The sequence below is a fragment of the Moritella dasanensis ArB 0140 genome (genome assembly GCF_000276805.1).
Lineage (GTDB): Bacteria > Pseudomonadota > Gammaproteobacteria > Enterobacterales > Moritellaceae > Moritella > Moritella dasanensis.
The window spans coordinates 40,479-66,135 of sequence record NZ_AKXQ01000004.1 but is presented as its reverse complement, the minus strand read 5'-3'; the positions used below and the strand labels follow the sequence as shown (position 1 = coordinate 66,135).

Genomic DNA, 25,657 nt, shown 5'->3' with positions numbered 1-25,657 from the left:
TTACTAGAACAGGCAGGATATATACAACATGATTTCATTAACTAATTTATCTAAGTCATTTGGCCAGCACAAAGTTGTCGACCAAGCTTCGGCCTCGTTTATTAAAGGCCAAGTCACTTCGATTATCGGCCCCAATGGCGCAGGAAAAAGTACCGTATTGTCGATGGCCAGTCGTTTATTAAACAAAGACAGTGGTAGTGTGGTTATCGATAACCAAGACGTATTAGATTGGGATACCAAAGCACTGGCTAAAAAACTGGCGGTATTACGCCAATCTAACAATCTCAACATGCGCTTTACAGTGCGAGAATTAGTCGCGTTTGGGCGCTATCCTTATAGCCAGGGCAAGCTGACAGCTAACGATAATGACGTTATTAACAAAGCCATTGGCTATTTAGATTTAACACCGATTGAAAACAAGTATCTTGACGAGCTCAGTGGTGGCCAACGTCAATTAGCGTTTATTGCCATGGTGGTAGCGCAAGATACCGACTATGTATTTTTAGATGAACCTCTGAATAATCTCGACATTAAGCATTCATTACAAATAATGCAAAACATTAAAACCTTAGCGCATGAGTTAGGTAAAGCCGTGGTTATTGTGATCCACGATATTAACTTTGCATCGTGTTATTCAGACAATATTGTGGCATTGAAGAAAGGCAAGGTGGTTGCCAACGGCACCGTCGCAGAGATCATTAACCAAGCCACATTATCTGAAATTTACGACACTGATTTTGATATTCACGAAATCAACGGCAAACGTATTTGCATGTACTACGGGCAGTAATCGCAACCAGAATATTAAGGGGATAAAGATGAGCAAGAAACCAAACGGTAGGTTAGTAACGGTAATAGACAGCCAACAAATCACGCCTAACATGCAACGTATTAGCTTTCAGGCTGATGACTTGTCTGACTTCCCCGCCGATGCAGCAGGTGGCTATATTAAGCTCTTATTCACGGAACAAGGTGATACAGACCTTTCACAGCTTGGGGCTGATGAACGTCCTAAGATGCGTACTTATACCATTCGTCATTTACGCCAATCGCTCGATCAATTTGACGTTGATTTTGTGCGCCATGAGCATGATCATAATGGGGGTGGTTTTGCAGCGCACTGGTCACAATCAGCAACCGTAGGCGATACCATTTCAATCGCAGGCCCTGGGGAAATTAAACCCATTAATGTAGATACTGATTGGTACTTTTTAGTTGCAGATATGACAGCGTTACCAGCCCTAGCTGCGCAGCTAACCAAACTGCCAGCAACAGCTAATAGTTATGCGGTTATCAAAATAAATCATGGCGATGATAAACAAGCGTTAACTAAGCCTGATGGTATCGAGGTTATTTGGGTTATCGCTAATACTGCCAAGACAAACTTACTGACGGCAGTAAAAACATTAACCTGGCAACAAGGTGAGGTCTCGGTTTGGTGTGCTTGTGAGTTTTCGGATATGCGCGCCTTACGTACTTACTTTAGAAATGATAAAGCCATCGACAAAGATAATATTTATATCAGCAGTTACTGGAAATCAGGCTGTACTGAAGATGGCCATAAAATAGCAAAACGTAATGATAATGAAGCACAGCTAAGTGGTTAATTCCCCTTTTGACTTCGTTTTCGCGTAAACTAGCCCGGTTTTGTATCATTCTAATAACGGGCTAAATCATTTTGCACACTTTATCTCAGCTAAAATCTGGTGAATTAACAGGTATTAAGCGTTTAACATTATCTGAAAACCTAACCGCTTTCCCACTCGAAATCTTGTCACTCGCGAGCAGCTTAGAGATCCTCGATTTATCCAATAACCAGTTAACAACGCTGCCAGAAGAGATAACCCAGTTAACCAAGTTGAAGATCTTGTTTGCATCAAACAACTTATTTGTAACGCTACCTGAAGTACTTGGTCAGTGCCCAAATCTAGAAATGGTTGGCTTTAAATCAAACCAAATTAACCAAGTACCGGTCGCATCATTACCAATAAAATTACGTTGGTTGATCTTAACGGATAATCGCCTTGAAGTATTACCGGACTCACTAGGTGAGCGCCCGCGTTTACAAAAACTAGCCCTAGCAGGCAACTGTTTAACAGCGTTACCGCAGACGATGTCTCAGTGTCATAACCTAGAGCTAGTCCGTATTTCAGCGAACCGCCTGACGGAATGCCCAGAACAGCTGTTCGGCTTGCCTAAACTGGCTTGGTTTGCCTTCTCGGGCAATCCATTTAGCCAGACTAACGTATCAATTGATAGCGTGCCGCAGTTAGCCTCATCAAGTTATACATTACAAAACGTACTTGGCCAAGGCGCATCAGGCGTGATCTCAAAAGCGGAGTGGAATGAGCAACAAACTCAGTTCCCTGATGAAATTGCAGTCAAAGTATTTAAAGGTGAAGTGACCAGTGATGGTTATCCAGAAGATGAGTTACAAGCGTGTTTGAAAGTCGGTAACCACCCTAGCCTAGTACAATCATTAGCACAGGTAAAAGAAGACGGTTACTTAGCACTGATCATGAACTTGATCCCAGCTCACTACGCTAACTTAGGACTACCACCGTGCTTTAACAGCTGTACGCGTGATACCTTCCCGACAGACTTTAGCTTATCGATTACGCAAATTGACAAGATCGTCTCGCAGATGGATGAAGTGTTTACGTATTTACACGACAATCAAGTTTGCCACGGTGATTTGTACGCGCACAACACGCTGTTTGACGTTGATGCAGATATCATCTTTGGTGATTTTGGCGCCGCTACCATGTACCACATGTTAACTGACACACAGCAAGCGCAAGTGAAACAAATAGAGAATCGTGCTTTACTGCATTTTATTGATGACTTGCTAAGTGTATGTGCTGAAAACGATAAAGAAAGTGAAGCGTTTAAACGTCTGTTACAACGTGTAAGCTAAGCCGCTATTTAAACCCGTTCAATCTTCATCTACGAATATGTCAAACGGGTTTTATGTGCAGTTATAATTTGAATTTATTGTTCTTATAACGCGCCATTGCAGCAACGTCTTTATCAACTATCGTTTGCCCTATTGGGGCAAGCGAGATAACCGCTAATTTCAAGTGCTGTAGTGCAAACGGAATACCAATAATCGTCACGAAACAAGCAATCGCAGATGCTACATGACCGAGTGCTAGCCATACGCCCGCAAAGATAAACCACAACGCATTGCCGACAAATCCGAAACTACCAGTACCAATATCTTCAGCTCGCGTTAATTCATCTCGAAATATGGCTTCTTTACCAAAAGGGAAAAATGAAAAACCAGCAATAACAAAGCAAGAACGACCCCAAGGAATACCGACAATACTAATACAGGCGAGTATGCCGAATAACACCCAGGCTAATCCCATCACCGCACCGCCAAATAGAAACCAAATTATATTACCCAGTGTTCTCATGTTATCGCCTTATATTACTACTTTAAATTACGATTAAACCCTAATTGGAGTTTCACAGTGCATTTGGATTTAGACTACAGAGTGACGTTAAGATTCAACTTTATTTACGATTAAACATAATTAAATGAAATCGAATAAAATGTGTTATAAGTTAAATAGTAGCCAATAGGAATAAAAATAGATGTAGACCTGTACTTTATTTAACCACAAACCTAAGTTACTACAATGCATCACAACATAATTTATAACCAGTCCCCAGCATCTTATATAACTGTGCTGTCCGTCACCCTATCTAGCATTTATCCGATAATTTACCACTTAATCAATTACCATTATATTAGCAAATTAATAATCTTAACCTTGGCGCAGAAATAAAATGAAGATAACCCAAACTCACGCGATCGCTTTTTTCAGCGTTATCTTTATGCTAATGGCCAGTATCTCATTGTTTGCAGTCCAAAAATTCCAATACTCGACCACAACGTTATTGGCAAGCCGTACGGCAGAAGTTATCGCCACCACGGTTAATCAAGCACGCATCTCGTATAGTGCACGTATAGCAAAATTAAGATCGCACCCAGATATTACTGTCGAAGCTTTATATCATGGCAAACCATTATCAATACCCAACCCAACAACATTCGCCATTGAACTCGGTGAAGCCGTATCCAATCCAGAGACGGGAGTTATTGTACATACCTACAGCAGATATCCATTTAAAAGTAGAGCGTTGACAGGCGGCCCACAAGACAAATTTCAACATGATGCACTTGCACACCTTACTACATCGCAACCGGTATTTGAGCGTATAGAAGAGTTGGACAAGAGACAGGTGCTACGCCATGCAGAAGCTATTTTTATGGAGCAAAGTTGTGTGAATTGCCATAATACTCATCCAAATAGTCCAAAGAAAGATTGGCAAGTCGGCGATATTCGTGGCGCGATTGATGTCACTGTGCCTTTAAATGGCGGGAATGATAAGCTCGCCGCTATCGTTCGCTATTCTTATATCATCTTTATGGCGTTTTCAGTTATTAGCTTGCTGGGCATGTTTGTCACGCTTAAACGCACCCACCAGCAATCTAGAGAACTCGACAAAAAAGTAAAAATACGCACTACCATATTAAATGAAATGGCGTACACCGATTCACTGACATTAATTGCAAACCGTCGTTCATATGAAGAATTCAGTGATAACATAATCAATCAAAACTGCCAAAATAGTCTACCGTTGGCGATCATTATTTATGATTTAGACCATTTTAAACAAATCAATGATCAATATGGACATGACGTGGGTGATGAATGTTTAATTGCAACGGTAAACGCGGTTTCATCGATACTCCCCAAAGGCAACGATTTTCATGCTCGCATTGGCGGGGAAGAATTTGCTATTATTTTAAAGCATGTATCAAACGAAGAATTAGAACAAATAATACAACGCGTACTAGAAAGTGTCAGAAAGGTTAAAATACCCAAACATGCTGATATCAAGATAACCTGCAGTATAGGCTCAACATTAGCCATTGAGTTTGATGAATCAACAATTAAAAATATAGTTAAAACCGCTGATGACGCCCTCTTTGAAGCCAAAGATTTAGGGCGGAACCGATGTATTCACAAGCCTTACAATAAAAAACAGTCTAAATGTTAGTAGCGGAATCACCTTGTATGACAAGGTGATTCAAACATCTGACTAAGACTTTTCACGCGTCAACCACCAGCATATTAATGACGCGACGGTCACCATCACTACGCCTTGCCAGAATTTAGTCGTCAGTTCAATATCGAGTATCATTGCTGAAAAAAATGTCGATAGAATAGGTGTGAAATACGATAACGTCGCTAAAAACACCATGTTGCCACCGAGAATACCAATATTCCACAGTGCATAACCACTGCCCATGACAATTCCCGCAAGTAACAAATCAAACGTCGCGTCGGTGGTAAATACCATCGCTGGTTCATTACTGATTAAATATTTAATCCATAATGCAATAGCAGTTCCGATAAAGAACCAAGTAATACCATTCATGCCGTTAGCGAGTTTCTTGGTGATATTACAATAAAATGCCCAAATAAAGGCACCAAAAAAGGCCATCGAATAGCTCGCCGGATTAGTGGCTATATTACTACTAAGTTGACTAATCGAAATACCTTCATCACCGCCAACCGTCCAAGCAACGCCAAAGAACGACAACGCGATAGCTGGATATAAGAGTTTATTAACGGGTTTGTGACTCATAAACACCGCCATTAACACTGTTAACGAAGGCCATAGATAGTTAATCACTCCCATCTCTACCGCTTGGGTGCGATCGTTCGCCATTCCCAGCGCTAAAGACAAGCAAATTTCATAACTCACAAACAAGCCACCACCAATGAACAGATAACGAGGCGGGAAAAGTTTCAGTTTAGGTGCGCCTAAAAATATCCATAAGAATACCGAGCTGACGGTATAGATCATGGCTGCGCCACCAATAGGGCCTAATTGCTCGGCAACATTACGAATAAGCCCTACAATAGTGCTCCATAATAAAATAGCTAAACAGCCTGCGAGGGTAAATTTATGGGTGTTGAACAAGTGGTAACCTTTTGCTTAGCGATCAATGAGTCGTCATCGATTGTCGGAATATAAATGCCTCGAATACTATCAATATCAACAACATCAATCTGCTGCGATGTTAAATATTCGGCTGCGTACTGACTGTATACGCCAGTAGTTAGGAATAAGTCAAATAATTCCAGATCCAAGTGTTTATCTTTGACCATATTCGCCATGATTTTAAGCGCTAAACTTAATGGTTTCGCCTCTTTGTACGGGCGATCCGATGCGGTTAACGCCTCAAATACATCAGCCACCGCGATGATACGACCTTGCAATGGGATCTCTTCCCCAGCCAATTCCAATGGATAACCTTTACCGTCAATACGTTCATGATGACTACCGGCAATAATCGGCACATTCTTTAAATGCTCTGGGTATGGCAGTTGATCCAGCATCATATAAGTTTGCACTATATGCTCATTAATATTGTAACGATCTTCCGCTGTTAACGTGCCCGCTTTAATACCAAGATTGTATAGCTCGCCACGGTTATATTGATACTCTGGCTGCTTGATTTTAAAGTCTCGTAGGCCATTAACTTGTAACTTCTTCTTCTCATCCCAAGCATACAAATGTTCAATTTTGTTAGTGAGAACAGTTTCAACAGCCGGTAATGTTTGTGCTATTTTTTTCACTTTTTCTTGGTGAGAAATACCAATATCATCAGGTAAGGTACGTAACCAAGTACGTTGCGCGAGTTTATCCAAACGTGCAATCTTATCATCAACCATAAATTCACTGCCAAGATTACACTCTGCGACAAAAGCAAACTCATTATCCAAGGTTAACTTTAGTTTTTCGCATTGTGCTTGCGCTTTTAGCTTATCATTACCCTCAAGTACAGATTCTAAATAATCTATTTCGGCATCCCGTTTCAGCACTTCATAGCGCATTCTTACTTCATGAATACGATCGTAGACAGTTTCCAATTTCGTCGATTTATCCATGATAAAATCAGGCGTCGATACTTTACCGCAGTCATGTAACCAAGCGGCCAGTAACAGCTCTTCCCATTGCTTTTTATCCAGTTCAAAGTGGGCAAATGCGTCCTTATCCGCCACCACTTTCTCCGCCAACATCTGCGTGATCTCTGGCACTCGTTTACAATGTTCTCCGGTATAAGCAGACTTAACGTCAACCGCACTGGCCGTCATCATTACAAAGGCGTGGAATAAATTCGTTTGTGCTTCTGCTGTTTCCAAGTGCTCTAATACCAATTCGTTAAAGCCGATGAATTCTTGCACAAATGCGAGTCGTCCACGAATATCAGCATCAATGCGCTGGTTGAAACAGATCAAGAGCGCGCCGGTATTTTGCTTATTCCGGTTAAATAGCGGCATTAAAAAACCAGAATGGTGTTGCGTTGACAACAATGCCATCTCACCTTGGCTTAATTCATATACTGATTGCTCAAAAGCAGTCGGGTTGATATCAAACAGCGCTTGTACATTCATCTCGCCATACTGACCAATACTCGCCGCTAATGAAAACTCAGAACGACACTGACGAGAGTTAGTAAATAACGAACAATCATCTGATTTTAAAATGTCTTGAACCTGCGATACCAAAGATGATGACATCTCTTCTGGCGCCGTTGATCGCGCAACCTGCTTTAGGTTTTGGATAAAGTTAAAGAGTACCTCTTCCATCATCAACATGGTTTCGTTTATTTGATCTATTTCTGTAATACCAGAACTTTTATATGGACGCTTTTTAAAACTAAAACGTTGAATATCTTTCAATGATTTAGTTAAAAATGTCAGCGGGCGAACCACATGGCGAGTCGCAATAATCACAATAAATAACGATAATACCACCACGGCTAAAGAGATCAGCAGTAAGTCATTATAAAAATCATTGGAATCCGCCAACACCGACTCTAACGAGACAACATTAACCAAGTACAGAATTTCATATTCGCTCATCACCATCGGGGTAATAATTAGCTGCCACTCTTGGCCTTGCCAGTCAATACGACGGCTTTCACCATCAGCTCGACTCACGTGGCTTAAATTTGGAATAAACGCTTTTAACCCCAAATCCTTTAATGCTACTTTTTTGGTGGGGTCGTCCGATTTAATTATTTGATTGCTTGCTAATAAGCTTTCTTTCGCCGTAAACAAATATATTTTAGAGTCTGCTGAATAGGCCATTTCAGTCATGACATCGTTAAGCGAATCAAGCGTGAAATCAGCAGCTATAACACTCTTACCATCAAGGGAACGACGCGAAAAAGTAATACCAAAATGTTGGAAGAAATAAAAATAGTACGGTTCAGTGACATTAATATTGCCACCTTGCTTGGTTTCAATAAACCAAGGCCTAACACGCGGATCATAGTTGTCATTATCATAAAGAAACTCGGTAATAACTAACATATTTCGATCAAAGAAAATACGGGTCTGCTCGCCATTGAATTGATTATAATCGACCATGATCAGCGAATGTTCAGGCGCACTTAACCGCCCACGATCACTCGCATCATAAATAGGTCTAACCACAAAGGAATTACCGTTTTCATCTCCAAAATACAATGTCGATAAATGTGGATTTTTAGCCAAAATTTTAGCTAACGTCCCCAACCAGACACGGTCTTTTACGTCTAATTTTGAATGGACAAAATCGGTAAACGCTAAGGTATCGAGTAGCGTTGCTAGCGGTGTGCCCAGCAATCCAATCCGGCCAATGAGCGCTTCAGCGTGACTTGCTACTATATCTTCAGAAAGACTGGTCGTGACTTCACGTGAATGATTAATACTGACTCGAATTAACACAATGCTCAGCAATAAGATGATAGCGACACACACTGTAGTGATAAACGCTCTAAAAGAGAGTGATTTTTTCATAACTAAACGCTCAATAATTGTAAATTAAAGATATTAAATAAAGGGGGTGAAATCTAAGTGATAACAATAAACCACTGCAATAAACTAATATTTGACACTAAGAGCTATATTTTAAATCGTTGCGGATAACGAATGTTAATTATCTAACAAAGGTGCCGTATTAGTACATACGACACCTTTAATTGGGGATATCAGATAACGAATCTACGATTGACGACTAAGCAAGCCATATAAATCCGAAAAACGTAACCGCTGCAGCAATCAATGTATAAGGTAATTGTGTTATAGCGTGGCTCATCAAATTACAATCAGAACCTTGTGCAGCTAATACCGTCGAGTCAGAGTAAAAACAAGCCTGACTACCAAATGATGATGCCGATAATAACGCACCAATCACTAACGGAATATCCGCATTCAGCGATTGCGCTAACGGCATTACAATTGGAATAGAGACGGCAAAAATACCCCAGCTAGATCCAGTAACAAACGCTAATATAGACATAGATAAAAACACCACTGCTGGTAATAATTTCGGTGTCATAAATGGCGTCAAATGCTCAATGACATATTGTGACAACAGTAATTGGTCGCTCACATCTTTAAAAATAAAAGCAGCTATAACGGTGCAAATCGCCGGTAGCATGGATTTAAAACCATCAATCATTTGCTCCATCATTTCAGCCAATGGCATTATTTTTTGCACTGCATAAAACGGCAATGTAATAGCTAATGTCGCTAACAACCCCATTAAAACATCAATGTCAAAATACACAGTAAAGCCAACTAACAATAGAATAGGCACAACAAAGTTATGTAACTTACCCGTGTCGTCAGCATGCCTAAATTCATCTTCAATGGCTTTAAGCGCGTATTCATCCGAGGTTTGGATCTCGCCTAAATTAACTTGGACCAAAGCCGGTACACCTTGCGCCGCGGCTAACTGTGCTTTCTTCATCGGACCAAATGTAGGCACAATACCAACAATCACTAATACCACCATGATCACCGACAGCCACGCGTATAACATATAAGGAATGGCTTCCATATAAACCGCGATGCCCTGCCCTTCAGCAGCAATACCATTGTCGACAAGTAAGCCGCCAAAAAATACCGCCCATGTCGATAAGGGGACTAACACACAAATCGGTGCGGCAGTCGAATCAACAACATAAGCCAGCATTTCGCGAGACACTTTAAACTTATCTGTCACGCGCTTCATCGTCGAGCCAACCGTTAATGCGTTTAAATAGTCGTCGATAAAAATAGCGACGCCTAATAAAAATGTCATTAACAAGGACGATTTAGGCCCTTTGGCAAATCTCATCGCATAGCGGCCAAATGCCATCGAGCCACCCGTTTTAACGAGTAATGCAATTAAGGCACCAAAACCACCGCAGACTAAAATAAGCCAACCGATAGTCTCATCTGTCATCACAGAGAGAGATATTGCAGAAAAACTGGTCAACGCACTAGCAGACTCAATTAACATGAGTCCGACAAATGAACCAATAACCAACGAAAGGATAGGACGTCGTAATACAACGGCTAACACCAAAACCACCACAGGTGGAATAAGACTTAAGGCTGTCGCTTCTGACATGCTTTAAGATCCTTCTAAAATAGAGCCAAAATGGCTAAGTAAATTAAAAGACTCAAATGGAACAGGTGTTTTTATCTGAGTTTAATGCTGCTTTACATGCGCAAAACACTAGCTGGGTAGGAGGTTACTAGCGCTTGTTTACACTGCTTGGGACAGGGTCGTGAAAACATCGAGCGGAATTTAATCCCGATTTGATTTCGAGTCAACAAAAATCACATTGATTTATAAATTATTTTATATAGTGCATGTATATTATTTTTTATGAGATTTAGTTTTTGGGTTACATTAGCTGTTATTTCGGCATATTTGAATCGTGGATTGTTGGATTAGACATTATCTGACATTGAAACTGAATTCAGAAGGGGTAATCTCTCGCACCACAGAGGATGCGAGAAACATAGAATAGTGATTAGCTACGGCTAGTCACTTCTAATAAGTGATAACCAAACTGTGTTTTCACTGGGCCTTGAACTGTATTTACCGGTGCTGAAAATACAACTTTATCGAATTCTGGAACCATCATACCTGGACCAAATTTACCTAAATCACCGCCTTTAGCGCCTGATGGGCAATTTGAATGTTGCTTTGCAACTTCAGCAAAATCAGTACCCGCTTCAATTTGCGCTTTTAGTTCATTACATTTTGCTTCGTCGTCTACTAAAATGTGTCGTGCTGTTGCTTGAGCCATGTTTTTTTCCTTTATTTTACGAGGTGATATAAATTTAAAATAAGTGTAAGGCAAAAAAATAAAAAAGGCGAGGAGTGGTGAATATTTACCCTATTCGTTCAAATCGGCACTAAGCATAAATTTTTAATTTAATACGCGCCAAAGAAGCTACATTCATGACTCTCTACCCCGCTTACTTTAAGCCATTTCACGCCACTGATAATACTTGGTTTGCGCTAATGCCAACATAGGTAAATCCTCTTCGGTATCACCATATGCAAACACAACGTCAAATTCAGTAAGATCAATACGACGATGTATGAAGACTACTTTGTTTTCACCGCCACAATCACCTTGGATATAATGACCAGTCAGCACTGAATCGTTTGATTCCAATTCACTGCATATCAGTTCTAAATTATGTGCTTTGCACCAGAAGTAGAGATAGGCATTTAATGACGCTGAGACGACAACTATTTTATCTCCGCGGCTTTTATGCCAGTTAATCTGCTCCATTGCCTTTGGTCTTAATACAGAAGGTAAATAATCCGTTGCAAACTGTGATCCCAGCTCAAGCACCTGCTGTTCACTGCGATGCCAAAATGCAAATTTCGCTAAAAGAGGCCGAACTCTAGCAGCCGGAAATACGCCTAACTTGTGTAATAAGATAACTGGGGATAGCAGTACCATGCCTGCAATTAAGCGATGCTTGGGGGTAGCGTAAAAGATGAATTTGGTAAACGCATCTTCATGGGTGATCGTACCGTCAAAATCAAAAAGTGCGATGTCCACTGGCTTTCCTTTAAATCTTAAGTTTCTAATTATCTAATGAATAATATCTTAACAATCATACGTTATCTGGTAAATGTTCTGAGGACATCCGCTTTAATTTAATTAAGTACAGCAAAGACCAGTAGTACAGTAAGTAATAGACAAAAACCTTGCCAAAAGACGAGAGGGTCACGCTCTATCATTGGCAGTTTGTGACACAATAAAGCTTCGGGATTAGGATGGTAGAGATCATGAATAAACTCACCGACTTCGGCATAACGCTTATTAGGCTCAACCGCTAAGGCTTTATTTAACGCAAAATCGACCCAATGTGGGACATTATTATCATGATGACATGCCGATATGTAGCGCAGTCGTTGCTGAGCTTTTCGGCTGTGTGACTTAGCGACTTCGTTACCATAAGGTAGTCGCCCCGTTAGCAATTGATAAGTAATGACCGCTAATGAGAAAATATCGGCTCTATTATTGCCTTGTTCACCAACAAAATACTCTGGAGCGGTATATTGCGCGGTCCCCAAGATATCGACGGTATCATTGCCAGTTTCGGCAATACCCGCGACTCGGATAGCGCCAAAATCAATAATTTTCACCGTACCTGCAATATCAATCATGATGTTATTAGGACGGATATCTTGATGCACCATCTCTTGGCGATGCAAAGCCTGTAACCCTTTGGCTATCTGCTTAACAATGTCACGAACCACGTCCAAATCGGGCTTGGGGTTATCATTAAACCACTGTGCTAAGTGCTTACCCTCAATATATTCAGTAACGGTATACAGGTAATTTCGCGCTTGTATGGGTTTGATCGCCTTTAACACGTGTACATTATTAATCCGATTCGCAATCCAATCTTCCATCAATAAGCTTTCTCGATAATTAGCATCATTACGGAGCTCTACTGACGGTGTTTTTAAAACCACTAACTGTTGGGTCGCGAGCTGTTTGGCCAAAAACACATGACTGCGGCTACTGATATAAATATCACGTACTATTTCAAACCCATCAAACACTTGCTTAGGCTGTAATACCGGAGGCAGCGGCAGTAACATGGCTTGCGCTTGGATCTCAGCATAGCCAGTTTCGGGTAAACTATTAACACGTACAATCTGAATTGATACGTTATCATCACTCCCCGCCGCAAGTGCCATTGCCACTAAGTCATTCGCGATATCATCAAATAAAGTGTCGGTATGTTGTTCAGCAGATAGTATGGATGATGCTATTGATTGGTTTATCGATTGCTTTATCGATTTGTTAATAAACAGCGCAATCGTTTTATTGGTCAAAAATTCATGTACACCATCGGTGGTAAACACAAATATATCACCTCTGCTTAGTGGCAAAGTCTGATAATCGATATCTAATGATTGATGGATACCCAAAGCATGGGTTAAATAGCTATTGTTGTCATCGACACTGCGCCGGTGATCTTGAGTTAGTTGCTCTAAAGTTTCACCTACAAGTCTAAATATACGTGAATCACCGCAATGAAATAGATGCGCTATATGGGATTTAAATACCGCCGCACTGAAGGTACAAACATAACCTTTATCTAAATTATGCCGATTCGGACTGTCTTGACCCTGAGCATAAAGCCAATAATTCGTTGCTTTTAATACTTTCAACGCAGCTGTTTTAACCGACCACGCATCACTCGTACAATAGTAATCAGCGATAAAGCCAGTGACAGCCGTGTTACTGGCTATCTGACTGACCTCACTCGAACTTATCCCATCCGCAATGGCTACCACAGCCCCCTTCGTACTTAACACTGATGCAGGAGGAACAAATACCCCAACACAATCTTGATTACGCGGTTTTATGCCGGCATGGGTAGCTTGGCCAATGCTCAGCGTTAATGATTTTTGCACATTAACACCTCGCATCAGAGCTTCCGGGATTAATCATCTTATTTCAACGCATTCATATTGTTAGTCGGCAATACTGGTGACTTACGTTGCGCAGAGGTTTTAACATGGGTGATATACAGCGGTAAACCAACTAATAATAAACCACCCGCTAAGTTACCCAATACAGTTGGGAGTTCATTCCAAATAAGGTAATCCATTAACGTGAATTCACCGCCCATAATCATCGAGAATGGGAATAAAAACATATTTACAATCGAGTGCTCAAACCCCATATAGAAGAACAACATGATAGGCATCCACATCGCCAACATTTTACCGGTTGCAGAGGTTGAAATCATCGCACCGACAACGCCCATCGACACCATCCAGTTACACAACATGCCGCGAATAAAAATAGTAAACCAACCCGCCGTGCCGAACTCCTGATAACCCAATGTACGCGCTTCACCAATACTACTCACTTTCGCGGCCAACGACCCGCCGTCGGTATTGTAGCCATAAGTTAAAATAAACGAAGCAAAAAAAGCCACGGTTAACGCACCACCTAGGTTACCTAAAAATACCAGTCCCCAGTTACGTAAAAGCTGATCGATAGTACAACCAGGTCGTTTATCGATGACAGCCAAAGGGACAAGTGTGAACACCCCTGTTAACAGATCAAATTTCATTAAATACAGCATAATAAAACCGACTGGGAATAAAACGGCTCCGAGTAACGGTTGTCCCGTTTTAACAATCACGGTAATCGCAAAAAAAGCGGCTAAGGCTAAAATAGCGCCAGCCATAAAAGATCGAACTAATGTATCTTGGGTGGACATAAATATTTTCTGTTCACCGGCATCGACCATCTTGGTCACAAATTCTTTTGGTTCAATGTAAGACATTGACATACTCCCTGTAATGTTAATTAAACTACAAGTAGCCATTTCTATGCCAAGTTTAAATAGAACAATAAAATCAAAACCTTAAGTGCAAACTTCGTGTAGAGTCAGAGATGGGAAGCACCATTAAAGTGCAGAAACTTCTATGGGTTGATCATAAATAGGTAGGACGAGTTACTTAATAAGTGACGGTTATTTTATACCGACTAACGCACTACAACGTCCTATACCTTTAGAAAACACACTTAAATACAAGACTGAAAAATCAGAAATATGCTTTTGTATTCTTTGTCCTGCGTCACTAAAAATCGCTTCATCCACTCGTCCATGTAATAACAATACAACACCAATAACCGTTCTTGATTCAGCGCGTTGAAGAAATTGATGCAGCTTATCAAGACAATCAAAACCAACGAGTTTATGCGCATCTTCAGCAAGCTGTCTAATATCGCAGATATCAAGGTTATTTGGCATTTCATGGCCATCTAACTTACCTTTAATATTGGTCATTACCTGCGTAGCAAGATCTGTATTAGTCAGTTCACTATCAATAACTGCAAGCACACACCCTGTATTATCACACGGCACTTTTAGCCTATCATTCACTATTTCAGTTGCACCATAAACCATCAGAAAGTCCACTTTTTCTGAACGTAATTGGCTTTCAGATAAATCACTAAAAGCGAAAATTGATGGCATTAACTCATTTTTTTCAACTGTAGCAATAACAATATTCACGGGTTCTTCGTCGATAAGCTCAAACATCCTAACCTCTAACCTCTAACCTCTAACCTCTAATTTCTAATTTCTAATTTCTAATTTCTAATTTCTAATTTCTAATTTCTAATTTCTGTACAAAAGGTAAACTAATTTAATCTGACTCCACAATAGTATCCCCATTAAATTTAAGCAACACGCCTTCCATTTTTTCCGTTTTTACATATCCTTATCGGTATAAATTAATTCATCATGACCCCAAAATATAAATACCAACTTAGGTACAACGATGAAAAAAATCCCTTATTCTGTTCTTTGCGGTTTATTTGCTTTCACGTCAGTGAATGCAGCAGAGCCGCCTCAAACACAACCAAAATTGATAGTACAAATCACAGTCGACGGTCTGCGCGCCGATCTCATTCAGCGCTATAAGCACCAATTCGGTGAAAACGGTTTCCGCTATTTAATGGATCAAGGTGCTTACTTCACTAATGCCAATTATGAACACGCCAATACCGAAACAATCGTTGGGCACGTATCGCTAGCAACAGGCGCGCCACCCAGTGTGCATGGCATGGTTGGTAATGTGTGGTTTGATCGCAGCAAAGATAGGCTGGTTTATAATGTTGAAGATTCAAACTACAACATGCTAACCAAAGGCGCTGGTGTCAATAAAGAAACCGAAGTAGACCCGACTCAAAAGGTAGCTAAAAAAGACGGTCGTTCGCCACTGCCAATGTTGTCGTCGACATTCAGTGATGAACTATCTATCGCGACTAATGGTCAAGCTAAAATATTCTCGGTCTCAGTAAAAGATCGTGGCGCGATCTCACTCGGTGGTGATAATGGTAAGGCATTTTGGTTCTCAAAAAGTAAACATCAATTTGTCACGAGTAATTACTACTACCAACAATATCCTGAATGGGTCAATGCATGGAATCAGCAAGATCTAGCGGCGAGTTACGGAGATAAGGCATGGACATTGAGCCAACCAGAAAGCACTTATGCTCCCGCAGTTGGCAATGGTGACCACAAAGTTGGACTCGCAGGTTTCAGCAAACACTTTCCCCATCCTTACGGTCCAGCTAAAGGTAAATATTTTGGCACATTACTCACACTCAGTCCCGCAGGAGATGAACTTACCGCTGATTTTGCTAAGACGATACTTAAAGAAGAAAAGTTAGGGCAAGATAATATTACCGATTATTTATCCGTTAGTTTTTCATCGACGGACTATGTATCGCATATGTTTGGGCCATCAACCCGTGAAACAGAAGATAACCTGATCCGTTTAGACCGCACCCTTGCCGATTTATTTAGCAATATCGATAACCAAGTTGGTCTCAAAAATGTTGTCATTGCGTTTTCTGCCGATCACGGCGTGCCAGAAGCAGCACCAGTATCACAAGATACAGGTGATCATGATGCACATTACTTCGAACAAGATAAAATAACCAATCCTGCACTCGACGCTCGCCTGCAACAAGCGTTTGGTCTTGGTAATGAACTGATCCGTTTATACGCTCAACCTTACATTTATTTAAATACCGATTTAATCAAAAAAAATAATCTTTCTGTGGCTAAAGTTGAAAACGTGATCGCAGAGGAAATGCTAAAAATAACAGGGATAAGCGCGGCAATAACCAAAACTGATATTGAGAAAAATAGTCTACCGCAAACCCGTATTAATAAATTAGTGCAACAAAACTATCACCCACAACGTTCGGGAAATATTCATTTGGTATTTTCATCTCGCACCTACATAAACAATATGGACGGGTTAACTATCGCATCGACTCATGGTTCGCCTTGGCGTTACGATACGCATGTACCGGTTATCTTCGCCGGCTATAACGTGAAATCACAAATTATTAGTCGTAATATCACGCCTTATGACATAGCACCAACATTGTCGAATATACTGGGTATTAATTTACCAAGTGGTGCAACAGGTGATGTATTAACAGAAGTCACATCATTTAAACAATAAGCAAAAAAATGAATCGTATAAGTGTTAGGTTATACGATTCATTTTATGATGCGACACACTAAAATAACAGGGATAAACCATGCATAAAGATCACTTACCTCATCCTTGTCTGTCGCCAGATCATTTCTATTTTTTGGATGAATTTAATATCCGATTAAGTGAGTTAACTTGCGGTAAAATGATGTTTGATTATGATCAATGTGTTGAGCATAATGTCAATATTCCTCACTGTTATTTTCATCAAGGAAAACGCCCTCGAGTTCGTTATACCGCCATTATGCTTAAACATGACGTCACACTTATATCTAGTTGCTACCAACCTTCGAACACCAAACTCAGTTTAGTTATTATGTCGATTGATGAGGGAAGAATTTGCTTTAATGGAGTATGGTTGAGTAAGTCTCAAATTGCCCTGGTATCCGCGCAATCATCGGTACCTTTTGTTGTTAACATCCCGGCCTATACCCGTGTATTACTGGCTGAAATTGATGATACGGGAAAACAACTAAGGGAGTTTAGTAACGCATTGATCCCTTTAGATGTTAATCAGCAATATATGAATAAGTTGAGGATAACTGCCGATATTACCGATCGAGGTCAACTTGAAAACAGTCCACTTGGGGGCACTCGTGCATTATTGAAACTTACCACGGAACTACAACAGCAGGTACCGCCACTGCGTCCGCAGTCATTAAAAGGACGTAGCCGCCTGCCCAGAAAGGTACTCATTCCCAAAATAGTATCCCAGATGGAGCAAGATGGTATCACCCCGTTTTCTCTAAACCGCACTGCCGAAGCACTTAATATCAGTACCAAAACAATCAACCAATTGTTTAAACACTATACCGGATTTGCACCAAAACGTTTTTATCTGTTAATGAAGTTATTTGCTTTTCGTCAAGAGCTACAAAAACCAGCAACCGAATCCGTCATTCAGGCTGCCAGTAATATTAACATTGACGGCTGGAGCCGCTACGCCGCGAGATATCAACGTTTGTTTGCTGAAACACCAAATAAGACCTATCAATCTAGCCATAAACAACAGACTGACACAGCTTAATTCATTGTAAATTAGCGCGTTTACCTGTCAATTGCTTAACGATATTGTCAGGTGCTACTTGCTTTAATTTTCCGATACATTGCCGCGCTTGAACCTCATGTCCTTGTTCAAGGTAGCTCTCACATAACGCGTACAAATATTGCGGTGAACCCGCATTGTCATACGCTTGTTGGAATAGTTTGATTGCTTGAGCTGGCTCAGCTGCTTTTATCATGACAGCCAACGTATACGGATAACGACCATTACTTGGTTCATTATCGATTGCCAGTTGTATTTGACGCTGTGCTTGCTCACTTTCCTTCTGGCGATAATAAGTAAGACCCAGCGCATAATGTAAATTACCCGCTTGCGGATTAACCAGAATACCTTGCTTTAAGATCGTCACTTCTTGTACTTTAGCCAAATCTTTACGATACAGTTCCCCCAGTTGTAAGTAACTTTCGTCTTCCTGTGGGAACTGCTTAATTAACGCTTTATAAGCGAGTTCGGCCTGCTCAGTCTGTTGCTGATAACGATATACATTTGCTAATGCTAACTGAGATTGAAAATCAGTCGGCATTTTCTTAAGCGCCGCTACGTACTGGTCCACTGCGGGTTGTAAGTAAGCTTGTTGATTAATATTAAGCTCACCCCACAACGAGACCAATACATTACCCGCTGCAACCTGAACGCGTTCATTACTGTCATTCACCAACGGTGAGACAACATCCCAACGTGCTTTCACACTCCAGAACCGAACAGCTTCAATTGCTGCGAGCCTTAATTCAGGTTGTTTTGCACGACTAGCACGAGCAACAGAAATAAAGGCATTTGGCCCTGAGTATTGACCCAGCGCTACGACAGCTTGAATCCGCTGTTTTATCGACTGTTCATTATCTTGCGCTATACGAGAAAGGCGTTCCTCTTCCTCTGTTTGGCTATCAATTGTGCGGACTTGTGGCACAACGGCCGTTATAGATCTCGCAGTAGTACTCGATTGAGGCGCAGCTTGCACGCTTTGCCAAGTAAACAAGCTGACCAGTAAGCTAGCAGCGGTATAGCGTAATAATTTCATAGATAATCCACGTGTTGTAACTATGTTTTAGCAACCGTTGTAACTGCTAATCTTGTAACGACGGCGGTAGCGCTTGCTGTTGTAAGTTGTCAGACTCAATCAACAAGGTTTGCAATAAATACAATTTTTCGGTTGCAGGCAGATCATGTGCTTTTAACCACTTATTTACTGCAGGAAGTAATGCAACATCACTTATCTCTTCAGCAGGTAACTCTGCATCAAGGTAATTCAGTTTTACCAAAGATACATTTAATGATGATAAACTGCCTTGTGGTGATTCGAGTAACATAAATTGAGGTAATTGGGTCATTTCAACCGTATCATAAAGGGCTTTAGCCGCCGTATAACTTTGCTTTACTTCTTCATACGACTTCTGACAACTTTCTGATTTCGGCTTTTGTTGGCAATAATTAAACTGTTCTGCAAATATCGTATAACGACGGCTCATTTCGGCATATGTCTTTTCAACTAAAGGTTGTAGTTGTACTTGTGGGAATACGGCATTGGCAAGTTCAGGTTGGGGTTCTACAGCCATGCTTTGCAAGCTAAAAAGGCTCAATAACACCAGTAGCAATCTGTTATTCATATGTTTCATTTCAATTACCTTATTATTTTAATTTAAGCTGCATTGCGTGACGATTAATCTTCTTATAAACCTTGTGACCCATGGTATTCACTACCAAGGTAATATAAGGGTCTATGTGACGGAAAAACTTATTCCAACCTGCGCATAAATAATTCAGTCCTTTCTGCCCTTGCAAGGTTTTCAATAATCTATTTTTTGGACATTCACCAAAGCATGCAAACTGATAATCACACTGACGACATTGATCCGGTAAGGTGCTTTCTTTAGCATAACCAAACGCTTGCTGTTTTTCGGAAAACTGCATGTCTTGCAAGTCATCCTGCTTAATATTACCTAATTTAAAATCAGGATAAACATAGTGATCACAAGCAAATACATCACCATTGGCTTCAATAGCTAAACCTTTACCGCACATAGGGCCGAGTGTACATAATGGATTAACACGTCCCATCCAGGCTTCAATCGCAGCTTCAAAATAAGGCACATTAATCTTACCAATATCTTCATTCAACCATTCATCAAAAATTGTACATAGAAAGTCACCCCACTGCCCTGCTGATACACACCAAGCTTCAACAACAGAGTCTGGATGGCCGGGTTCTGCTTCAGGTGCACCTTGAAATAGTATTTCCGCTTCATCCCAATATTGTGGTGCGGTATCACGGAAACTTTTAGCTTCGACAATCGGAATAAACTGCATTTGTGATGAGCGAACAACATCACGTAAAAAGCGATAAACCGCTAATGGCTCAGCACCAGACACATTGTTAACGCAGGTTAAAGTAGCGAAATTCACATTATGTTTATGTAAAATATCGATACCTTTCATTGTTTGTTTAAACGTGCCACGACCAGCACGGTTAGTTCGGTAAGTATTGTGGATCATCTCTGGACCATCAATACTAATACCGACCAAAAATTTATTTTTTGCGAGGAATTTACCCCACTCATCATCAAGCAGAATACCGTTGGTTTGTAAATCATTCTCAATAGTCACGCCAGGCGGGCAATATTTCTTTTGTAATTTAACCACTTCACGGAAAAATTTAACGCCTAACAATGTCGGTTCACCACCTTGCCAGTGAAACACAATCTCAGGAAAATTTTGCTGTTCAATGTAGGTGCGGATATAGCGCTCTAACATTTCAGGGTTCATTGTCGGTTTGCAACCTTTATCATAATCAAGCAGCTGTTGCTTACTCAAATAATAACAATACGTGCAGTCAATGTTACATGCAGGCCCAATAGGTTTGGTCATCACATTCATGCGTTGCTGAGGTTTGCCATTGTGTTGGCGAATTTGATTATTACTCATATCACTCACTACCTGAACTGTAAAAATACAGTATTTAGACTATTTATATTGATGGTTTTAAAAACCAAAAGGAGCTACACCCGGTATAACCAGATGTAACTTCCTTGTTTACAAATGTATTAATAAACAATTATTCCAATTGTTTATTTGTATTGTGTATTCTCCCAAATATTCATTTTATCTACGATTTTATCGATAGAGAATGAACCAGGTACTTGGCGTGGTGGGAATTCGATAAATGTTTGTAACCACTGTGCAGTTGTTGCTGCGCCCATATAAACATAAGGTGCACGCTCGAACATCCAAGATTGATATCTACCGGAATTCAGCATTGCATCTTCATATGGGTCCTGACGTAGGTTAAATACGTAAGGTACACGTAGTTTTTTCAACGGACACTGCCATACCTCTAGCCCTTTACATTCTTGAACACTGTAAAGTATTTTCCAGTCACCAACACGTACACCAGAGACTTCACCACCGTCAGTTACATAGAAAAATGATTTTCGCGGCCAATCAGTATTGTCATCAGCGGTGGTATTTTTGCCTTCTTTAAGTTTATCTAGCAAATTGTAACCATCAAGATGCACTTTATAGTCTTTGCCGTTAAGCGTTTTACCTTTTTTCAAATCAGCAACGATAGAATCATCACCAAGCGCTGCCATGTATGTTGGGATCCAATCATTATGCGCAGCGATTTCGTTAACCACTTGACCTGCAGGGATTTTACCTGGCCATCGAACCATAGCAGGAACACGGAAACCACCTTCCCACGTTGAGTTTTTCTCACCGCGGTAACGTGCTGTTGCACCATCAGGCCAAGTAAATTTCTCAGCACCGTTATCAGTGGTATAAGAAACAATGGTGTTGTCTGCAATTTTTAGATCATCTAGTTTGTCGAGTAGTTGACCAACCATGTTGTCATGCTCAACTAGACCATCGCCGTATAGACCACCACGCTTAGAAAGACCTTTAGACTCTTCTTTAAGGTGAGTCCAAACGTGCATACGTGTAGAGTTAAACCAAACGAAGAAAGGTTTTTTCTCTTCATGCGCTTTGTCGATGAATTTAAGTGCTGCGCCTAAAAATTCTTCGTCTACCGTTTCCATACGCTTACGTGTTAACGAACCAGTATCTTCGATACGACCATCAGCATATGAATGGATAACACCACGAGGACCGAATTTTTTCTTGAATCCAGCACTTTTAGGATAATCAACATTCTCAGGTTCTTCTTCTGCATTTAAGTGGTAAAGGTTACCAAAGAATTCATCAAAACCATGTTCAGTTGGTAGTTGATCATCACGATCGCCAAGGTGGTTTTTACCAAACTGACCAGTAGCATAGCCTTTGTCTTTAAGCATGACCGCTAGCGTTGGATCTTCTTTACGCATGCCTTCTTTAGCGCCTGGAATACCCACTTTCGTTAGACCTGTACGCATTGGATGCTGACCCGTGATGAATGCAGCGCGACCAGCAGTACAAGAGTTTTCACCGTAGAAATCGGTAAATAATACGCCTTCGTTAGCAATACGATCGATATTTGGCGTCCAGTGACCCGCTTGACCTTGCGTGTATGCACTCAGGTTATCAATACCAATATCATCGCCCCAGATTGCGAGGATGTTTGGACGGCTGGTGTCCGTTGTTGCGAAACTTGCAGTAGCTGTGGTAGCTAACGCAGCACCAATACAAAGCTGAAGTAATGTTTTACGTTTTAACATTTCATGTACCCATTATTAGTTAAGAACTTTAATTAACAGGGCAATTATGCGATGTAATCATTTATTGAATACCGTAAAACTACTGTACCAAATCGAACTATGGATCATTTGCGCAAGCTAATTTGACCTGAATCAATTTCAGTACCGGTAATCTTTCAAACAAGGGGATTAAGGACTGTTAGAGGAAATAAACTAGTGTTTTTACTACTACTAACAAAATAAGAGGCGGTGTAATATTGGCGTATAAAAAAATTATTAAGGCTATATTAATGACAACATCAATTACATCATTTGAACAACTTTTGGTCGAACAATCGTCATTAATAACTTGCGACCCTGATAATTTTGAAAAACACTGGAATCGACTTGCTAGCCAAGCACTTGACTGGTTTAAACTGGATCGTATGTGCCTTTACCAAAATGATAAATCATTGGTAGAAGAAACTACCAGCACAGGTACCGAACTTAAATTTATCCACGTGGCAAACAAATGGCCTAACACGATAGACAATGCGCTCATATCGGTGGATAGCCTAGGTATTCAAGGTTATTTAAAAATGTTACAAGCACAAATGCCCATTCACTTTAATGCAGAACAGCTAAGTACTCAAAAAAATGGCATTCTCAGCACGCTCTATAAAAATGGTGTTCGCGGGCATACTATTTTGCCGTTAAAGATCCACGGTAAGAAATGGGGAGCACTTTCGATGAGTCGTTTTGGCGAAGATGCCCAGCCTTTAACATACAATCAATTAATCCTGCTCAAATTACTTGCCGAAATGTGGGCTGTTTATTGGCAATTCTCTAAACTTTCACGACATTTGTCGAGTAAAGTGACACCAAACAACGCTGCCTCATTGTTAAGTCCGCGTCAAAAAGAAGTGCTCAGTTTGCTTGCAACAGGCATGACAGCCAAAGAGTGTGCGATAGCGTTAACGCTGAGTCATCGCACCATTGAATCACATAAATATCTCATGCTAAACGTGCTAAATTTATCATCTCAGGCAGAACTCATTAAATTTGCAGTGCAAAATGGACTCGTTGCTCATCATTATCAATCAAGTATTTCACACCATTGATAAATCTTTATGTCAGCAAGCGCTAGCATAGGTAAATCTTCGCTGGTATCGTGCCATCGAAATCAAAGAATGCGATATTCACGCTAAATACCGTTTTAGTGCAGCGATTATCGGCGCGATTGTCGGAGCACAAACGCGAGGTACGGCGTTAATATCAAACCAACTCACTTCACCACATAAATGCGGTTCTGCATTTGTGAGTTCACCTTGCCAATCATCACATACATAAACGTGATGCTGACAAGCAACATTAGGATCTGGAAATTGAATTAAAAAGTTGAGGCTAATAGGTTCAACTCCCACTTCTTCAAATGACTCGCGCAACGCACTCACCTTTGGGGTTTCACCGATTTCTATTCTTCCACCAGGAAGGCTCCACTGTAGATCGAGAAACTCGGTATTTTGACGGAAACTAAGCAGTACTTGAGAACCTTTGATGAAAACAATTTGGGCGACATCCTGATACATTATTTATCCTTAAAATCGTAATTATTGTTTAAGGCTTACGGCTTACGGCTTACAATGAAAATTTAACTTATTACCATCTAGATCTCTAAAATAAGCACAATAAAAGCCACCAGCACGCACACCTGGATCACCTTCATTTTGTCCACCTAACGCTAATGCTTTTTTATGTAACTTATCTACCTCTTCAACCGAAGAAACACTTAAAGCAACCATGGTGCCATTACCGTAACTTGCATCTTCACCATCAAACGGGCTGCCGATTGCGAGCTTAGGTTTTCCTTCACCAAAACTCCACGCTAAAAATGTTTTCGAATCAGCTACTTTTTCCGCCCCCATCATCTTCATTAAAGAGCTGTAAAAATAACGCGAAACGTCGATATTTTGTGATCCTAACATTACATATCCAATCATTCATATTCTCCTATCAGAAATTGAGTTCACTTTACTCTGCGATAAACAATGCAGGCGTAATAGCTGCTATTATATATTCGATTTTTATTTATTCAACTTGTTACTTCGCGACCAAATATGACAATATTTCCACAATTTGACTTGGTGAAGTAGCCCAAGATTGCGCTGAACCATCCACTTCTTTTAACGCATGGATCAGGCTTTCATCATGCAGGGTAATATAAGGTTTACCCAAAGCCGCGCAATAACCGGCATCGAACGCAGCATTCCACTGTTTATACTTGTCACCGAAACGTATTACTGCAAGATCACAATTTTTGATAGCGGTTTGAATACGGATCGCGTTCACTTTTGATGATTTATGATCACGCCAAAATGAAGTACTTTCGTCACCTAAACAATCGCCAGCGGCATCACTTGCTTCATGATTTGTTATTGCTGAGGTAAATTCAATATCGAGGCCTTTCTGCTCGCAACCATTAATAATTTGTGCGCGCCAATCACTGTGAATTTCACCTGATAAATAAACAACGTATTTCATATATTTCACCTATTAAGTTATGCTG

23 protein-coding genes are annotated in these 25,657 nt (G+C 40.6%); 7 read left to right on the top strand and 16 right to left on the bottom strand.

From position 1 onward, the window contains the following. Nucleotides 1–28: 28 nt before the first annotated feature. The 3 genes from A923_RS0104385 (at nucleotide 29) to A923_RS0104375 (ending at nucleotide 2,917) form a co-directional block, all read left to right on the top strand. The gene (locus tag A923_RS0104385) at nucleotides 29–790 is read left to right on the top strand and encodes an iron ABC transporter ATP-binding protein (protein WP_017220439.1); all 762 of its coding nucleotides are present in this window, start codon (nucleotides 29–31) and stop codon (nucleotides 788–790) included. A gap of 28 nt (nucleotides 791–818) precedes the next feature. Then, nucleotides 819–1,607, top strand: coding sequence for a siderophore-interacting protein (locus A923_RS0104380; protein WP_017220438.1), 789 nt, complete (start codon nucleotides 819–821; stop codon nucleotides 1,605–1,607). A gap of 71 nt (nucleotides 1,608–1,678) precedes the next feature. Beyond that, nucleotides 1,679–2,917 carry a leucine-rich repeat-containing protein kinase family protein gene (locus A923_RS0104375; RefSeq protein WP_017220437.1) on the top strand — a complete coding sequence of 413 codons (1,239 nt, stop codon included), beginning with the start codon at nucleotides 1,679–1,681 and terminating at the stop codon, nucleotides 2,915–2,917. A gap of 61 nt (nucleotides 2,918–2,978) precedes the next feature. On the opposite strand, the gene A923_RS0104370 is transcribed toward A923_RS0104375, so the two are convergent. After that, on the bottom strand, nucleotides 2,979–3,419 hold the full coding sequence (locus A923_RS0104370) for a YccF domain-containing protein (protein ID WP_017220436.1): 441 nt from the start codon (nucleotides 3,417–3,419) through the stop codon (nucleotides 2,979–2,981). Nucleotides 3,420–3,795: 376 nt separating this feature from the next. Here A923_RS0104370 and A923_RS0104365 point away from each other — a divergent pair, with 376 nt between their 5' ends. Continuing rightward, on the top strand, nucleotides 3,796–5,073 hold the full coding sequence (locus tag A923_RS0104365) for a diguanylate cyclase domain-containing protein (RefSeq protein WP_017220435.1): 1,278 nt from the start codon (nucleotides 3,796–3,798) through the stop codon (nucleotides 5,071–5,073). 42 nt (nucleotides 5,074–5,115) lie between these two features. Here A923_RS0104365 and yddG read toward each other — a convergent pair whose 3' ends face one another. From yddG to A923_RS0104325, 8 genes are all read right to left on the bottom strand, one after another. Beyond that, nucleotides 5,116–6,003, bottom strand: a complete 888-nt coding sequence (gene yddG / locus A923_RS0104360; protein WP_017220434.1) for an aromatic amino acid DMT transporter YddG — start codon at nucleotides 6,001–6,003, stop codon at nucleotides 5,116–5,118. Beyond that, nucleotides 5,964–8,873, bottom strand: a complete 2,910-nt coding sequence (locus A923_RS23310) for an HD domain-containing phosphohydrolase (protein WP_017220433.1) — start codon at nucleotides 8,871–8,873, stop codon at nucleotides 5,964–5,966. The genes yddG and A923_RS23310 overlap by 40 nt, the downstream gene beginning before the upstream one ends. 217 nt (nucleotides 8,874–9,090) lie before the next feature. Beyond that, the gene (locus tag A923_RS0104350; RefSeq protein ID WP_017220432.1) at nucleotides 9,091–10,473 is read right to left on the bottom strand and encodes a Na+/H+ antiporter NhaC family protein; all 1,383 of its coding nucleotides are present in this window, start codon (nucleotides 10,471–10,473) and stop codon (nucleotides 9,091–9,093) included. 409 nt (nucleotides 10,474–10,882) lie between these two features. Continuing rightward, nucleotides 10,883–11,161 carry a peptidylprolyl isomerase gene (locus tag A923_RS0104345; protein WP_017220431.1) on the bottom strand — a complete coding sequence of 93 codons (279 nt, stop codon included), beginning with the start codon at nucleotides 11,159–11,161 and terminating at the stop codon, nucleotides 10,883–10,885. Nucleotides 11,162–11,338: 177 nt separating this feature from the next. Then, nucleotides 11,339–11,932 carry an HAD-IB family hydrolase gene (locus A923_RS0104340; RefSeq protein WP_017220430.1) on the bottom strand — a complete coding sequence of 198 codons (594 nt, stop codon included), beginning with the start codon at nucleotides 11,930–11,932 and terminating at the stop codon, nucleotides 11,339–11,341. Between the two features lie 98 nt (nucleotides 11,933–12,030). Next, nucleotides 12,031–13,806, bottom strand: a complete 1,776-nt coding sequence (locus tag A923_RS0104335; RefSeq protein ID WP_026006061.1) for a bifunctional protein-serine/threonine kinase/phosphatase — start codon at nucleotides 13,804–13,806, stop codon at nucleotides 12,031–12,033. A 38-nt stretch (nucleotides 13,807–13,844) separates the two neighbouring features. Beyond that, nucleotides 13,845–14,690 (bottom strand): formate/nitrite transporter family protein, encoded by an 846-nt coding sequence (locus A923_RS0104330; protein ID WP_017220428.1) that lies wholly within the window; start codon nucleotides 14,688–14,690, stop codon nucleotides 13,845–13,847. A gap of 189 nt (nucleotides 14,691–14,879) precedes the next feature. Further along, nucleotides 14,880–15,452 carry a hypothetical protein gene (locus tag A923_RS0104325; protein WP_017220427.1) on the bottom strand — a complete coding sequence of 191 codons (573 nt, stop codon included), beginning with the start codon at nucleotides 15,450–15,452 and terminating at the stop codon, nucleotides 14,880–14,882. A gap of 241 nt (nucleotides 15,453–15,693) precedes the next feature. On the opposite strand from A923_RS0104325, the gene A923_RS0104320 reads away from it, so the two are divergent. Together A923_RS0104320 and A923_RS0104315 are read left to right on the top strand one after the other, a co-directional pair. Then, the gene (locus tag A923_RS0104320; protein WP_017220426.1) at nucleotides 15,694–17,394 is read left to right on the top strand and encodes an alkaline phosphatase family protein; all 1,701 of its coding nucleotides are present in this window, start codon (nucleotides 15,694–15,696) and stop codon (nucleotides 17,392–17,394) included. A gap of 79 nt (nucleotides 17,395–17,473) precedes the next feature. Continuing rightward, nucleotides 17,474–18,454, top strand: a complete 981-nt coding sequence (locus tag A923_RS0104315) for a helix-turn-helix domain-containing protein (RefSeq protein ID WP_017220425.1) — start codon at nucleotides 17,474–17,476, stop codon at nucleotides 18,452–18,454. Between the two features lies 1 nt (nucleotide 18,455). Here A923_RS0104315 and A923_RS0104310 read toward each other — a convergent pair whose 3' ends face one another. The 4 genes from A923_RS0104310 to A923_RS0104295 all read right to left on the bottom strand — a co-directional run bounded on the left by A923_RS0104310 (nucleotide 18,456) and on the right by A923_RS0104295 (nucleotide 23,133). After that, nucleotides 18,456–19,508: a tetratricopeptide repeat protein gene (locus A923_RS0104310; RefSeq protein ID WP_017220424.1), complete on the bottom strand. Its 1,053-nt coding sequence runs from the start codon at nucleotides 19,506–19,508 to the stop codon at nucleotides 18,456–18,458. A gap of 46 nt (nucleotides 19,509–19,554) precedes the next feature. Further along, nucleotides 19,555–20,103: a hypothetical protein gene (locus tag A923_RS0104305; protein WP_017220423.1), complete on the bottom strand. Its 549-nt coding sequence runs from the start codon at nucleotides 20,101–20,103 to the stop codon at nucleotides 19,555–19,557. 13 nt (nucleotides 20,104–20,116) lie between these two features. Further along, nucleotides 20,117–21,409 carry an anaerobic sulfatase maturase gene (locus A923_RS0104300; RefSeq protein WP_017220422.1) on the bottom strand — a complete coding sequence of 431 codons (1,293 nt, stop codon included), beginning with the start codon at nucleotides 21,407–21,409 and terminating at the stop codon, nucleotides 20,117–20,119. Nucleotides 21,410–21,552: 143 nt separating this feature from the next. Further along, nucleotides 21,553–23,133, bottom strand: a complete 1,581-nt coding sequence (locus A923_RS0104295; RefSeq protein WP_017220421.1) for an arylsulfatase — start codon at nucleotides 23,131–23,133, stop codon at nucleotides 21,553–21,555. A 269-nt stretch (nucleotides 23,134–23,402) separates the two neighbouring features. Between A923_RS0104295 and A923_RS0104290 the strand changes: the two genes are divergently transcribed. Beyond that, the gene (locus tag A923_RS0104290; protein ID WP_017220420.1) at nucleotides 23,403–24,212 is read left to right on the top strand and encodes a response regulator transcription factor; all 810 of its coding nucleotides are present in this window, start codon (nucleotides 23,403–23,405) and stop codon (nucleotides 24,210–24,212) included. Nucleotides 24,213–24,290: 78 nt separating this feature from the next. Here A923_RS0104290 and A923_RS0104285 read toward each other — a convergent pair whose 3' ends face one another. The 3 genes from A923_RS0104285 to A923_RS0104275 all read right to left on the bottom strand — a co-directional run bounded on the left by A923_RS0104285 (nucleotide 24,291) and on the right by A923_RS0104275 (nucleotide 25,632). After that, on the bottom strand, nucleotides 24,291–24,680 hold the full coding sequence (locus A923_RS0104285; protein WP_017220419.1) for an NUDIX domain-containing protein: 390 nt from the start codon (nucleotides 24,678–24,680) through the stop codon (nucleotides 24,291–24,293). Nucleotides 24,681–24,722: 42 nt separating this feature from the next. Next, a complete protein-coding gene (locus A923_RS0104280) occupies nucleotides 24,723–25,076 on the bottom strand; it encodes a VOC family protein (protein WP_237716171.1) in 354 nt (117 codons plus the stop codon). 115 nt (nucleotides 25,077–25,191) lie between these two features. Further along, nucleotides 25,192–25,632 carry a YtoQ family protein gene (locus tag A923_RS0104275; RefSeq protein WP_017220417.1) on the bottom strand — a complete coding sequence of 147 codons (441 nt, stop codon included), beginning with the start codon at nucleotides 25,630–25,632 and terminating at the stop codon, nucleotides 25,192–25,194. Nucleotides 25,633–25,657 lie beyond the last annotated feature (25 nt).

Excerpts from the sequence above, each read along its gene's own strand:
- A923_RS0104385 (WP_017220439.1), top strand. The coding sequence starts at position 29 with ATGATTTCATTAACTAATTTATCTAAGTCATTTGGCCAGCACAAAGTT.
- A923_RS0104380 (WP_017220438.1), top strand. The coding sequence starts at position 819 with ATGAGCAAGAAACCAAACGGTAGGTTAGTAACGGTAATAGACAGCCAA.
- A923_RS0104370 (WP_017220436.1), bottom strand. The coding sequence starts at position 3,419 with ATGAGAACACTGGGTAATATAATTTGGTTTCTATTTGGCGGTGCGGTG.
- A923_RS0104365 (WP_017220435.1), top strand. The coding sequence starts at position 3,796 with ATGAAGATAACCCAAACTCACGCGATCGCTTTTTTCAGCGTTATCTTT.
- A923_RS23310 (WP_017220433.1), bottom strand. The coding sequence starts at position 8,873 with ATGAAAAAATCACTCTCTTTTAGAGCGTTTATCACTACAGTGTGTGTC.
- A923_RS0104350 (WP_017220432.1), bottom strand. The coding sequence starts at position 10,473 with ATGTCAGAAGCGACAGCCTTAAGTCTTATTCCACCTGTGGTGGTTTTG.
- A923_RS0104345 (WP_017220431.1), bottom strand. The coding sequence starts at position 11,161 with ATGGCTCAAGCAACAGCACGACACATTTTAGTAGACGACGAAGCAAAA.
- A923_RS0104330 (WP_017220428.1), bottom strand. The coding sequence starts at position 14,690 with ATGTCTTACATTGAACCAAAAGAATTTGTGACCAAGATGGTCGATGCC.
- A923_RS0104325 (WP_017220427.1), bottom strand. The coding sequence starts at position 15,452 with ATGTTTGAGCTTATCGACGAAGAACCCGTGAATATTGTTATTGCTACA.
- A923_RS0104320 (WP_017220426.1), top strand. The coding sequence starts at position 15,694 with ATGAAAAAAATCCCTTATTCTGTTCTTTGCGGTTTATTTGCTTTCACG.
- A923_RS0104315 (WP_017220425.1), top strand. The coding sequence starts at position 17,474 with ATGCATAAAGATCACTTACCTCATCCTTGTCTGTCGCCAGATCATTTC.
- A923_RS0104310 (WP_017220424.1), bottom strand. The coding sequence starts at position 19,508 with ATGAAATTATTACGCTATACCGCTGCTAGCTTACTGGTCAGCTTGTTT.
- A923_RS0104305 (WP_017220423.1), bottom strand. The coding sequence starts at position 20,103 with ATGAAACATATGAATAACAGATTGCTACTGGTGTTATTGAGCCTTTTT.
- A923_RS0104300 (WP_017220422.1), bottom strand. The coding sequence starts at position 21,409 with ATGAGTAATAATCAAATTCGCCAACACAATGGCAAACCTCAGCAACGC.
- A923_RS0104295 (WP_017220421.1), bottom strand. The coding sequence starts at position 23,133 with ATGTTAAAACGTAAAACATTACTTCAGCTTTGTATTGGTGCTGCGTTA.
- A923_RS0104290 (WP_017220420.1), top strand. The coding sequence starts at position 23,403 with ATGACAACATCAATTACATCATTTGAACAACTTTTGGTCGAACAATCG.
- A923_RS0104285 (WP_017220419.1), bottom strand. The coding sequence starts at position 24,680 with ATGTATCAGGATGTCGCCCAAATTGTTTTCATCAAAGGTTCTCAAGTA.
- A923_RS0104280 (WP_237716171.1), bottom strand. The coding sequence starts at position 25,076 with ATGTTAGGATCACAAAATATCGACGTTTCGCGTTATTTTTACAGCTCT.
- A923_RS0104275 (WP_017220417.1), bottom strand. The coding sequence starts at position 25,632 with ATGAAATACGTTGTTTATTTATCAGGTGAAATTCACAGTGATTGGCGC.